We start from the raw sequence: 12,315 nt of genomic DNA on the forward strand, positions 1-12,315 counted from the left end.
GACCACGGTGGCCAGGGGTGTGTCGCCGGTCAGCAGGCCGCCGCCGAGCACCAGGGGGGTGGCGTCCCCGGCCGGGCGGATCCGGCTGGCCGTGGCGGCCAGGTGTGCGCCGGCCTCGGCGATCAGCGCGGTGCCGGTCGGGTCGCCGGCGATGGCGGCGTCGACCACGAGCGGGGCGAGCCGGGCCAGTTCCACCGGGGGGCGGCGGGTGACGGTCTGGATCAGCGCGTCGACGGTGTCCCGAGGTCGGGTGGCCACCTCGGCGGAGCCGGCCAGTTCGGCGAGGACCAGTCGACCGAGGTTATCCGGGTCGGTGCCGGCGTCCAGGGCGGCGAGCAGTCGGCGTACCGCCTGGTGGCCGAGCCAGAAGCCGGATCCGGTGTCGCCGAGCAGCCAGCCGTGGCCGTCGGCGACGCGGTCCAGCCGCAGTTCGCGTACCTGCGCGGCGATCGCCCCGGTGCCGGCGACGAGCACGGTGCCGGCGGGGCTGGCGGTGCCCGAGGCGTACGCGACCAGGGCGTCGCCGTAAACCGCGTACGGGCAGCGCAGGCCGGCGGCCCGCCAGGCGTCGTCGAAGGCGGCCCGGCCGGCCGGGTCGGCGAGCAGTCGGCCCGCCCCGGCCAGCCCGATCGCGCCGGCCCGCACCCGGGCCGGGTCGACGCCGGCGAGCGCCTGTCCCAGGGCGATGCGGAGTTCCCCGGCCGCCCGCGTGGCGCCGTGGCTGGTGGGGTTGCCGCCGCCGGCCCGGCCGGTGCCGAGCCGTTCGCCGTCGAGCGTCACCGCGAGGGCACGGGTGGACGTACCGCCGACGTCGAGGCCGACCACGACGGTGCCGGACATCAGCGCCACCTCCTTGATCGATCTTGCATTCATGCTGGTCGTGGTGGCGGTCGAGGGCAAGGGACGGGTCCGGCCGCGGAGTGTGCTCCAGGTAACAGTTTGAAAACTTCGCCCACGGTCTTGACATGGAGGTGGCTTCAGTAAGAACTTTTACCACTAACAGTTAACAGTCTTTTTTGAAAGGCGTCCCATGGTTGATCACGAGGCGGACACCTCCGCGGGCACCGCGGTGGCCGACGCTGTCGGGGTTGACCGGCGGGGCGCCCTGGGCGTCCCATCCGACGGGGTGCTGGCCCGGGTGCGCACCGGCGCCGACGAGTTGACCGGCGCGCTGCGCCGGGTCGCCGAGCACGTGCTCAGCGACCCGGAGGCGGCGGCCCGGGCCACCATCGTCGAGCTGGCCGAACGCAGCGGCACCTCACCGGCCACGGTCACCCGATTCTGCCGGGCGATGGGCTTCGACGGGTACGCCGACCTGCGGCTGGGCATCGCCGCCGAAACCGGCCGGGCCCGGTCGGCCGGCTGGACCGTCGACATCGGACGTGAGATCCAACCCGGCGACCCGCTGGAACGGGTGTTGGAGCAGATCATGGCGGCCGACACCCGGGCTATGCACGACACCGCCGCGCTGCTCGACCTGGGCGAGGTAGAGCGGGCCGCGGTGGCGATCGCCGGGGCCAGCCGGGTGAACATCTTCGGTGCCAGCGGCAGCGCCCTGGTCGGCGAGGAGATGCAGTTCAGCCTGCACCGCATCGGGGTGGCCGCGTGGGCGTGGAACGACGTGCACTCCGGGCTCGCCGCCGCCGCGCTGCTGCGCCCGGGCGACGTCGCGCTGGGCATCTCGCACAGCGGCCAGACCCGGGAGGCCATCGAGATGCTCGCCGAGGGCGGCAGCCGGGGCGCGACCACCATCGCCCTGACCGGCTTCCGTCGCTCGCCGCTGGCCGAGCTGGCCGACATCGTCCTGCTCACCGCCAGTCACGCCACCACCTTCCGGCCGGACGCGCTGTCCGCCCGGCACCCGCAGCTGGTCGTGCTGGACCTGCTCTACATCGCGGTCGCCCAGCGCACCCACGATCGCGCCCACGCGGCCTTCCGGCGTACCGCCCAGGCCGTCGACGGGCACAAGGCCGCGAGGGGGGCCAGCACATGATCAGTGCCCAGGGGTACGCGAACGCCGTCCGGCCGGTCCTCGACCGCCTCGTCGACCGGGAGGCCGAGTCGCTCGGCCGGGCCGCCGACCTGATCGCCGCCAGCCTGCGCGGCGCCGGGGTGTTGCAGGCGTTCGGTGCCGGCCACTCCGAGGCGTTCGCCGCCGAACTGGTCGCCCGGGCCGGCGGGCTGGTCCCCACCAACCGGCTCTCCATCCACGACCTGGTGCTGCACGGCGACGCCCCGCGCGACGTACTCGCCGACCCGAAGCTGGAACGGGACCCGGCCATCGCCCACCAGCTCTACGCAATTGCCGCACCGCAGCCGCGGGACGTCTTCGTGGTGGCGTCCCAGTCCGGCATTAACGGCTCGGTGGTCGAACTGGCTCTGCTGGCTACCGGGCGCGGTCACCCGTTGATCGCGGTCACCTCGGTCGAGCACACCGCACGGGTCGCCCCGCGGCACCCGTCCGGCCTGCGGCTCGCCGATCTCGCCGACGTCGTGCTGGACAACGGCGCGCCGTACGGCGACGCACTGCTGCCGCTCGAGGGCGGCGGCGCGGTCTGTGCGGTCTCCTCGGTCACCTCGGCGCTGCTGGCGCAGCTGTTGACCGCGGAGGTCGTACGACGGTTCCACCAGGCCGGAGAGGCGCCCCCTATCTATCTCTCCGCCAACGTCCCCGGTGGGGACGAGCACAACCTCGCCCTCGAGTCGCGGTACGCCGGGCGTCTCCGGCGCACCGCCTGACCCGACACCACAAGGAGAGTCAACACGATGTCTGTTTCTCCCGATCTCGACCGCCGGACCCTGCTGCGCCGCGCGGCGGCCGCGGGCCTCCTGGTGACCCCGGCCGTGGGCCTGCTCAGCGCCTGTGCCGGCAGCACGCCGACCCCGAACACCGACAGCCCCGGTGAGAAGAGCAACGACAACCCCTTCGGCGTGCAGAAGGACAGCGCCGTCAAGGTGGTCATCTTCAACGGTGGTCTGGGTGACGCCTGGGCGAAGGAAGACCAGGCGATCTTCACCGCCAAGCACGCGGACGTCACGGTCAACATGAGCTCCACCCAGAAGATCAAGACCGAAGAACAGCCCAAGATGGCGACGACGCCCAGCGATCTCATCATGAACTCGGGCGCCGACCTGATGGACCTCAGCACGCTGATCAACGAGGGGGCCATCGAGCCGCTGGACGACCTGCTGGCCGCGCCCGCCTGGGACAGCGAGGGCACCGTCGCCGACAGCCTGCTGCCGGGCACCGTCTCCGACGGCACCTTCCAGGGCAAGTACTACGTGGTCTACGTCGCGTTCACGGTGTGGGGCAACTGGTACAACGGCGCGCTGTTCAGCAAGGAGGGCTGGGAGCCGCCGAAGACCTTCGAGGAGTTCTTCACCCTCGCCCCGAAGATCAAGGCCAAGGGCCTGGCACCGTACGTCTACGACGCCGTGCACGGCTACTACCCGCGCTGGGCGCTGATGGCCAGTATCTGGAAGTCGGCCGGCCGGCAGGCGGTCATCGACATCGACAACCTGAAGGAGAACGCCTGGCGCGCCGACGGCATCCTGCCCGCCCTCGAGGCGTGGGAGAAGATGGTCAAGGACAAGCTGGTGCTCCCCGGCAAGCTCGACCACACCCAGTCGCAGCAGGCGTGGCTCGACGGCAAGGCGGCGTTCATCCAGGTCGGCACCTGGCTGAAGAACGAGATGGCGGCGACCATCCCGCCGGGCTTCGAGATGAAGCTGTCCGACTACTGGGGTCTGGGCGCCACCGACAAGGCACCGAAGGACGTCTTCGCCGGTGCCGGCGAGGGCTTCGTGGTGCCGAGCAAGGCCCCGAACAAGGCGGCGGCGAAGGAGTTCCTGCGCGCCGTGGTGTCCAAGGCCGGTTCGGCGAAGTTCGCCGAGCTGACCAAGTCCCTGGCGTCGACCAAGGGCTCCGGCGACAACGTGCAGGACGCGGCGCTGGCGACGGCCAACGAGGTGATGAAGAACGCCGGCCAGGACCTGATCTCGGTCAAGCTCTGGGACTTCTACGCCGACCTGGACAAGGAGGGCCAGAACCTCTCCCAGGAGCTGATGGCCGGTCGGCTCACCGCCGCACAGTTCGTCGACAAGATGCAGGCGGCCGCCGACAAGGTCGCCAAGGACTCGTCGATCACCAAGCAGACCCGCAACGCGTGACGCCTACCCGGACCTGACCGAACGAGGAAGTGAGAGAAATGCGGCACGGTGTTGCGCGTTTCGTCACGGGTTTCCTGGCGCTGCCGGTCGGCCTCTACCTCTTCTATGTGGTGTGGCCGTTCCTGCAGGCTGCCGGGTACTCGCTGACCGACTGGGGAGGCTACTCCGACCGGCAGCAGTTCGTCGGGCTGGAGAACTACATCCGGCTGTTCTCCGACGAGCTGATCAGGAAGGCGTTCTGGCACAACGTCTTCTTCCTGGTCACCGTGCCGCTGTTCACCATCGCGCTGGCCCTGTTCCTCGCGTTCCTGCTCAACGTGGGCGGACGCGAGGACAGGGCCGGCATCCGGGGCGTCTTCGGTTCCGGCCTGTACAAGGTGATCTTCTTCTTCCCGCAGGTGCTGTCCCTGGTCGTCATCGCGGTGATGTGGCAGCAGATCTACCGCGCCGACGGCCAGGGCCTGATCAACGGCGTGCTGATGAAGATCGGGCTGATCGACGGGGACGACCCGATCACCTTCATGTACGACCCGGAGCCCTTCCTCGGCGTACCGGCGGTGCTGTGGTGGCTGCTGCTGATCGCGGTCTGGAGCGGCGCCGGTTTCTACATGGTGCTGTTCTCCGCGGCCATGCAGTCGATTCCGAAGGATGTCTACGAGGCGGCCATCCTCGACGGTGCCGGCCGCTTCCACACCTTCTTCCGGATCACCCTGCCGCTGCTGCGCGACACCGTCTCGGTGGCCTGGGTCTACCTGGGCTTCATCGCGCTGGACATGTTCGCGCTGGTGTACATCATGACCCCGAGTCAGGGCGGTCCCAACCACGCCAGCGAGATCTTCGCCTCGGTGATCAACTTCAACGCGTTCCAGAAGGGCCAGTTCGGCTACGCCTGCGCGATCGCGGTGGCCCTGGCGATCTTCACGATCCTGCTGGCCGCCCTGCAGTTGAGGATCACCCGTCGTGAGCGGATCGAGTACTGAGGAGACCTGGACGATGAGCACGGTGACCCACACCCCGGGTGGACTGGCCGGGCCCGACCAGGCCCCGCCGCCGGGCCGTACGCCGGCACGACGCGCCGCCCTCGGCGGCGGGAGTGCCGGGGCGCGGTTCTTCAACGGCTTCTCGCACCTGTTCCTCGCCGTCTGGGCGATCATGGTGGTCTACCCGCTGCTGTGGGTGGTGATGTCGGCGCTCAAGACCGACGCCGAGGTCATCCGCAAGCCGCTGTCGCTCATCCCCGAGCGGCTGCAGTGGGACAACTTCGCCCGGGCCTGGACCGAGGGGCACATCGGTTCGTTCTTCCTCAACACCGTGCTGGTGCTGACCGGCAGCGTCTTCCTCACCATGCTGCTCGGCTCGATGGCCGCCTACGTGCTCGCCCGCTACGACTTCCCCGGCAACCGGCTGATCTACTACATGTTCCTGTCCGGGCTGACCCTGCCGATCTACCTCGCCGCGGTGCCGCTGTTCAAGGGCGTCTACAACATGGGCGTGGTGCTGCCGTTCCTCGGCCCGAACAAGCACCTCATGCTGATCCTGGTCTACGTGGCCTGGTCGCTGGCGTTCACCGTCTTCTTCATGCACTCGTTCTTCCGTACCCTGCCGACCGCCATCGCGGAGGCGGGCATGGTCGACGGGGCGTCGCACAGCCGGCTGTTCTTCAGCGTCATGCTGCCGATGGCCAAGCCGGGCCTGATCAGCATCGGCATCTTCAACGTGCTCGGCCAGTGGAACCAGTGGTACCTGCCGACGCTGCTCATGCAGTCGGTGGCCGGCGAGCCGAAGAACCAGGTCATCTCGCAGGGCCTGATCGAACTGTCGGTGAACCAGGGCTACCGGTCCGACTGGTCCGGCCTGTTCGCCGGGGTGACCATGGCGATGCTGCCGGTGCTCATCGTCTACATCGTCTTCCAGCGCCAGGTGCAGTCCGGCCTCACCGCCGGCGTGAGCAAGTAACGCCAGGCCGGTGCGCGTGCCCGATCAGGACCGGGTGGCCTCCCGACCCCGGGGGAGGTCACTCGGTCCTGGTCGAGCACGATCATGAAGCGCCGGAGAGCGTCGGGCTCAGGCCGGCCGGAAGGAGTCGCGGGCGACCGGCGCGGCATGCTTGATCATGATGTGCCGGGTGACCGAGTACTCGGCGACCGCCTGCTGGCTCATGTCCTTGCCGAAGCCGGAACCCTTGACCCCGCCGTGCGGTGCCTCGGAGGCGATCGGCAGATGGTCGTTGATCCAGGTGACCCCGACGTCGAGCCGGTGGCTGACCCGCAGGGCGCGGGCCACGTCGCGGGTCCAGACCGACGAGGCGAGGCCGTACTGGCAGTCGTTGGCCAGCCGTACCCCGTCGTCCTCGGCGTCGAAGGGCAGCACCACGACGGCCGGGCCGAACACCTCGCCCTGCACGATCTCGCTGCGCTGGTCCGCGTCGAGGACCAGGGTCGGTGGGAAGAAGAACCCGGGCCCGTCGGTGGCCGCGCCGCCGAGCGCGACGGTGGCCCCCTCGGCCGCCGCGCGGGCGACGAAACCGGCCACGCGGTCCCGGTGGTCGGCCGAGATGAGCGGGCCGATGTCGGTCCCGGTCGACCAAGGATCACCGGTACGGATCTTCGCCAGCGCGGCCTCCAGCGCGCCGACCGCGTCCCGATAGGCCGATCGCTGGACGTAGACCCGGGTGGCGGCGGTGCAGTCCTGGCCGGTGTTGTAGGTGGCGCCCATCGCCACGCCGGCGGCCATCTCGGCCAGGTCGGCGTCGTCGAACACGATCGCCGGTGCCTTGCCGCCGAGTTCCAGGTGCACCCGCTTGAGCCCGGCCACCGCGCCGCGCATCACCTCCCGCCCGGTGCGGGTCGAGCCGGTGACGCTGACCATGTCCACGCCCGGGTCGCCGACCAGGGCGGCGCCGACCTCGGCGCCACCGGTGACCACCTGGACCAGACCGACCGGCGCGCCGGCCTCCTCGATCAGCCGGGCCAACGCCAGGGTCGTCCGGGGCGTCTGCGGCGCGGGCTTGATGACCACCGCGTTGCCGGCTGCCACGGCCGGACCGATCTTCCAGATCGCCATAATGAGCGGGAAGTTCCACGGCGCGATGGCGCCGACCACCCCGACCGGCCGGCGGACCAGCAGCGAGGTGTAGCCGGCCGACAGCGTGCCCGCACCCGTACCGTCCAGCGAACGCGCCGCACCGGCGAAGAAGCGCAGATTGTCCACACCGAACGGCAGTTCGCCGTCACCCATGACCGAGGCCGGTTTGCCGGTCTCCTCGACCTCCAGCCGGGTCAGCTCCTCGGCGTCGCGTTCCACCAGGTCGGCGAGGCGGAGCAGGACCCGGGACCGGTCGGCCGGGGTGGCCTCACGCCACTGCTCGAAGGCGCTCCGCGCCGCCGCCACCCGGTCGGCGACGTCACCGGGGGCCGTGTCCGGGACCTCGCCGATGGCGGCCCCGGTCGCGGGATTGGTCAGTAGCGCCACGTCTCGCTCCTTTCGGGCCGGGTGGGATGGGCCGGCACCGCCCATGCCCACGCGACCGTCAACTGTTGAACCCGACCCCGAACCGGTCGAGAAGTCGCAGCCATGGGCCCCGGCGGCCGTCGCGCGCGTCGGCTGCGGCGAGCGCGCGGCGGGTCAGCTCCACCACCGGGTACCGCAGTGGTTCCGGGGGGAACGGGACCGGCCGTCGTCGTACCATGTGCAGCCCGGTCCGTTCGGTGTCCCGGCCGGCGAGCAGGTCGAGCGCCACCTGGGCACCGAACCGGGAGGCCGCCACGCCGAGCCCGGTGTAACCCACGGCGTACGCGATCCGGCGGTCGCGGGTGGTGCCGAACATCGGGGTGAACCGGGTGGTGGAGTCGATCACGCCACCCCAGCGGTGGGTGAACCGTACCCCGTCCAACTGCGGGAAGGTCTCCGCGAAGTGCCGGGCCAGCAGCAGGTGGGTGGCGTCGCGCTGGTCGACGGCCGAATCCACCCGGTTGCCGAACCGGTAGACGGCGTCATAGCCGCCGAACAGGATCCGGTTGTCCGCGGTGAGGCGGTAGTAGTGGAACTGGTTGCCGGCGTCGGTGAGGCCCTGCGCCTCCGGCCACCGCAGCTCCGCCCGCTGCGCGTCGGTGAGCCGTTCGGTGACCAGCACGTAGTCGTGCACCGGCAGGATCCAGTGCCGCAACCGCCGCAGCGGCGGGGGATAGGCGTTGGTGCCGATGACGGCCCGCTGGCCGGTGACCCGGCCGTCGGCGGTGCGGACCACCACCCCGGTCCGGGACCGGTCGAACCCGGTGACCCTGGTGTCCTCGTGGATCGTCACCCCGAGTGCCTCGGCGAGCCGGGCCAGTCCCCAGGTGAGCCGGGCGGGATCGACCAGACCGCCGGTGCCGCGCAGCCGTACGCCACCGAGGTACATCGGCGACGCCACGTCCGCGCGGACCTGGTCGGCGTCGAGCAGGGTGACGTCGTCGCCGTAGCTGAGGTGCAGCTCGGCGAGGGCGGCGAGGTCGGCCAGCTGATGCGGGGCGACCGCGACGGCCGTCTTGCCGCACAGCCGGAGGTCGGCGTCGATGGCGTGCTCGCGCACGGTGCCGGCGATCGCGGCGAGGTTCTCCCGGCCGAGTCGGACGAGGGCCGGCATCTCGGCGGGCCAACGCGACGTGCCGTGCGACAGGCCGTGGGTGAGCGAGTCGGAGATGAAGCCGCCGTTGCGACCGGACGCCCCGGCGGCGACCTGCCGGGCCTCCAGCAGCACCACGTCGGCGGCGGGATCGTCCTGCTTGGCCAGGATGGCCGTCCACAGGCCGGTGAACCCGCCGCCGATCACCACGAGGTCGGCGGTGCGTGCCCCGGTCAGCCGCGGCCGTTGCGGCGGGGCGTCGGGGCGGTCGGTCCAGAAGGCGGTCGGCGCCGCGTCGGCGATGGCCCGTTGCGCCTTCGCCTGCGCCGGGGCCGAACCGTTGCGGGCCGACGGGGCGTACCAGTTGGTCAAGGACGGGCCTCGGCGGCGCTGCCGCCCAGTCGCTCGATCGCGTCGGCGGCCTGCCGCAGGCCGTCGGCGGCCCGGATCGCCGCACCGTGCGCCACGAGCCGGCCGCGCAGCTCCTCGTCGCCCAGCAGGCGATCGATCGCCCCGTGCAGCTGCTCGTCGGTGAACCGGTACGGGTCGAGGCGTACCCCGAAGCCCAGCTCGTCGACCCGCTGCGCGTTGTCGTACTGGTCCCAGAAGAGCGGCAGCACGATCATCGGCTTGCCGAAGTGGAGCGCCTCGGTGGTGGTGTTGTTACCGCCGTGCGTGATGACCAGGTCGACCAGCGGGAGGATCGTGGTCTGCGGCAGGAACTCGGCACCCCACATGTTCTCCGCCAGCTCGATCTCGGCGTGCAGCGGACCCTTCGAGACGATGTACCGGTGCGGCGTCTTGGCCAGCGCGTCGATGACCCGCCGCATCAGCTCGACGTCGGCGGAGCCGAGCGAACCGAGGCTGAAGTAGATCAGCGCGCCGTCCCGGCCGGCGAGCTGCTCCGGCAGGGTGAACTCCTCGTCGGTCTCCCGAACCGACGACTCGAGCCGCTGCCAGGTCGGCCCGAGCGGCCGGGCGTCGGTGTAGTCGGCGATGCCCGGGTAGACGTAGAGGTTGAGGTCGCCCTCGTGGATGAACTCGAGGTCGGGTAGGGCCGGTGCGCCCTGCTCGCGGACCCAGGCGTCGAACTCTTCCCAGACCGGCCGGTGGACCCGGTCGTACTCGGCGCGGAACGCGGCCCAGTCGGACCGGTCGGCGGCGGGGTGGCCGGAGAAGACCGGGGCGATGTCGTCGCCCTTCATCTCCAACGGGTTGCAGGAGACGATCCGCACGAAGGGCACCCCGGCGGTGTTGAGCGCCGGGAAGGCGACCACATTGTCCTCGACGATGACGTCGGGGCGGACCCGGTCGATGATCTCCAGCAGCCGGGGCTGGCAGTGCTTCGCGCCGTTGATGAGCTCGACCCAGACCGGCTTGACCCAGGTCTCGACCTGCTCGATCGTCGGCTTGCGGAACTCGGGCGCGGTGTCCCGGATGAAGTCCTTCCAGAACTGCCCGGCGTCCTGCTCCTCGGCGTTCTCCGGCGGTGGCGCGAGGTCGACCAGGTCCTCTTCGAAGCCGAGGGCGGTCAGTTTGCCCCGCCACGACGCCTCGGCCGCGAACACCACCCGGTGCCCGCGTCGGCGCAGCACGTCGCCGATGCCGATGCAGTTGTTGGTGGGGCCGTACGCACTCTCGGGCATGAACAGGACGGTCAGCGCAGACATCGCCTCTCCCCGGGCCGTTTCTTGAATCGAAATTCAACAAGCTCCTCGGTCGGGAGTCAATACGCAGGCGCTATGGTGTTTGGCGAAGTGTTGACGTCGTACCCGGATCGGGGCCGCATGACCACCCGCAAGTCCCGCACCCAGCGCCGGCAGGATCTCATCGAGGCCGCCCGCCGCGCGATGATCCAGCACGGGACCGACACGGTGCTGCTCAACCAGGTGGCCGAACAGGCCGGGCTCACCTCCGGCGCGGTCCTGTACCACTACCCCGACCTGCGGGATCTGCTGCTGGAGGCGCACCACGCCGGCATGGAACGGTTCTACGAGCTGCGGGTGCGGAGGATCGCCGGCATCTCCGACCCGGTGCGGAAACTGGTGGTGACCATCCGGTCAGGACTGCCCACCGACGCCGAGGACGCCGACGTACGCCTGCTCTGCGAACTCGGCGGGGCCGCCGGCCGCAACCGGGTCTACGCCGCCCTGCTCACCACGCTCTACGACCGTCAGGTCTCCATGTACCAGACGATCCTCGAACTCGGTGCCGCCCAGGGCGTGTTCCGCCTCGCCGCGGAGTCGCAGACCATCGCCCGCAACCTGGTGGCGCTGGAGGACGCGTACGGCTATCGGATCATCGCCCGCCATCCGACGCTGGACGTCGCCGAGGCGGTCGAGCTGATCCTGTCGTACGCCCGGCAGGTCACCGGCAATCCGCTCGACGTGCCGGCCGAGCCGGCCAAGGCGCCGCGCGCCCGGCGCGCCTCGGCGTAGCACCGGGGTCGCGGCACCGCCCCCGACGGTCAGGATCCGTCGAGCAGCACGCCGTCGGCACCCGACCAGTCCACCCGGATCCGGTCGCCGACCACCACCGCGGCGGCACCGGCCACCGTGGCCAGCAGCGGCCGGTCGAGCCCGGCGACCTGCACCGCGACCCGGGTGGTCCCGCCGAAGAAGGTCACGTCGCGCACCACACCGGTCAGTCCGCCGTCGCCGCCCAGCCGCACCCGCTCGGGACGTACCGCCAGGGTCGCCGCCCGGCCGATGGCGGCTGGCGACGCGGGGCAGGGGAGGAGGCCGACCTCGGGCACCCGTAGACCGTCCACGGTGACCACACCGTCGATCAGGTTGTTGGCCCCGATGAAGTCCGCCACGAACAGGTCGGCCGGGCGCTCGTACAGCGGCACCGGCGCGTCGATCTGGCGTACCCGGCCCTCGCTCAGCACCGCGATCCGGTCGGCCAGCGACATCGCCTCCTCCTGGTCGTGGGTCACCACCACGAAGGTGATGCCGACCTCGTGCTGCAACCGCTTGAGCTCCAGCTGCATCTCGGCACGTACCTTCTTGTCCAGCGCGGACAGCGGCTCGTCGAGCAGCAGCAGCCGGGGTCGCTTCACGATCGCCCGGGCCAGCGCGACGCGCTGGCGCTGACCGCCGGAGAGCTGGTGCGGCCGGCGACGGTCCAGCCCGGTGAGCCCGACGGTGGTGAGCACCTCGTCCACCCGCTCCCGGATCTCCCGCTTCGGTACCCGTTCACGCTCCAGCCCGTACGCGATGTTCTTCGCCACGCTCATGTGCGGGAAGAGGGCGTAGGACTGGAACATCAGGTTGACCGGTCGCCGGTGCGCCGGGACGGCGAGCAGGTCGGCGCCGTCGAGGGTCACCGATCCGCTGTCCGGATGTTCGAAGCCGGCGAGGATCCGCAGCAGCGTCGTCTTGCCGCAGCCGCTCGGGCCGAGCAGTGCGAAGAACTCACCCTGTCGGATCTCGAGACTGACCTGGTCCAGCGCCCGGACCTCGCCGAAGCGCCGGCTGACCGACTCAATGCTGACCAGGGACTCGCCGGTGCGGGGCTGAGGGGCGAGGGGTGTGCTGACC

General features: G+C 70.9%; 11 protein-coding genes. 6 read left to right on the forward strand and 5 right to left on the reverse strand.

Annotation, left to right across the window (positions count from 1 at the left end):
• A partial coding sequence (locus C1I95_RS26625; RefSeq protein WP_111217812.1) for an N-acetylglucosamine kinase occupies nt 1-840 on the reverse strand: 840 nt, incomplete at its 3' end.
• Nucleotides 841-1,030: 190 nt separating this feature from the next.
• Between C1I95_RS26625 and C1I95_RS26630 the strand changes: the two genes are divergently transcribed.
• The 5 genes from C1I95_RS26630 to C1I95_RS26650 are packed head-to-tail and all read left to right on the forward strand — an operon-like array spanning nt 1,031 to nt 6,126.
• A complete protein-coding gene (locus tag C1I95_RS26630) occupies nt 1,031-1,993 on the forward strand; it encodes a MurR/RpiR family transcriptional regulator (protein WP_111217814.1) in 963 nt (320 codons plus the stop codon).
• Nucleotides 1,990-2,739 (forward strand): sugar isomerase domain-containing protein, encoded by a 750-nt coding sequence (locus C1I95_RS26635; protein WP_111217816.1) that lies wholly within the window; start codon nt 1,990-1,992, stop codon nt 2,737-2,739. The genes C1I95_RS26630 and C1I95_RS26635 overlap by 4 nt, the downstream gene beginning before the upstream one ends.
• Nucleotides 2,740-2,766: 27 nt before the next feature.
• Complete coding sequence (gene ngcE / locus C1I95_RS26640) at nt 2,767-4,170, forward strand: N-acetylglucosamine/diacetylchitobiose ABC transporter substrate-binding protein (protein ID WP_111217819.1); 1,404 nt, start codon at nt 2,767-2,769, stop codon at nt 4,168-4,170.
• Nucleotides 4,171-4,208: 38 nt separating this feature from the next.
• Complete coding sequence (locus tag C1I95_RS26645) at nt 4,209-5,150, forward strand: carbohydrate ABC transporter permease (protein ID WP_111217821.1); 942 nt, start codon at nt 4,209-4,211, stop codon at nt 5,148-5,150.
• A 13-nt stretch (nt 5,151-5,163) separates the two neighbouring features.
• The gene (locus C1I95_RS26650; protein ID WP_111217823.1) at nt 5,164-6,126 is read left to right on the forward strand and encodes a carbohydrate ABC transporter permease; all 963 of its coding nucleotides are present in this window, start codon (nt 5,164-5,166) and stop codon (nt 6,124-6,126) included.
• Nucleotides 6,127-6,234: 108 nt separating this feature from the next.
• Here the strand turns inward: C1I95_RS26650 and C1I95_RS26655 are convergent, their stop codons facing one another.
• From C1I95_RS26655 to C1I95_RS26665, 3 genes are read right to left on the reverse strand one after another with little or no spacing between them, the layout of a single operon-like run.
• Nucleotides 6,235-7,641, reverse strand: coding sequence for an aminobutyraldehyde dehydrogenase (locus C1I95_RS26655; protein ID WP_111217825.1), 1,407 nt, complete (start codon nt 7,639-7,641; stop codon nt 6,235-6,237).
• 58 nt (nt 7,642-7,699) lie between these two features.
• Nucleotides 7,700-9,145, reverse strand: a complete 1,446-nt coding sequence (locus C1I95_RS26660) for an NAD(P)/FAD-dependent oxidoreductase (protein ID WP_111217827.1) — start codon at nt 9,143-9,145, stop codon at nt 7,700-7,702.
• A complete protein-coding gene (locus C1I95_RS26665; RefSeq protein ID WP_111217829.1) occupies nt 9,142-10,443 on the reverse strand; it encodes a glycosyltransferase in 1,302 nt (433 codons plus the stop codon). Before C1I95_RS26665 ends, C1I95_RS26660 begins: the two co-directional genes overlap by 4 nt.
• 72 nt (nt 10,444-10,515) lie before the next feature.
• Between C1I95_RS26665 and C1I95_RS26670 the strand changes: the two genes are divergently transcribed.
• On the forward strand, nt 10,516-11,211 hold the full coding sequence (locus C1I95_RS26670) for a TetR/AcrR family transcriptional regulator (RefSeq protein WP_233513900.1): 696 nt from the start codon (nt 10,516-10,518) through the stop codon (nt 11,209-11,211).
• Nucleotides 11,212-11,240: 29 nt separating this feature from the next.
• Here C1I95_RS26670 and C1I95_RS26675 read toward each other — a convergent pair.
• Nucleotides 11,241-12,315, reverse strand: a 1,075-nt coding sequence (locus tag C1I95_RS26675; protein ID WP_325048865.1) for an ABC transporter ATP-binding protein, incomplete at its 5' end; no start/stop codon positions are given.

The organism is Micromonospora craterilacus (assembly GCF_003236315.1).
GTDB classification, from domain to species: domain Bacteria; phylum Actinomycetota; class Actinomycetes; order Mycobacteriales; family Micromonosporaceae; genus Micromonospora; species Micromonospora craterilacus.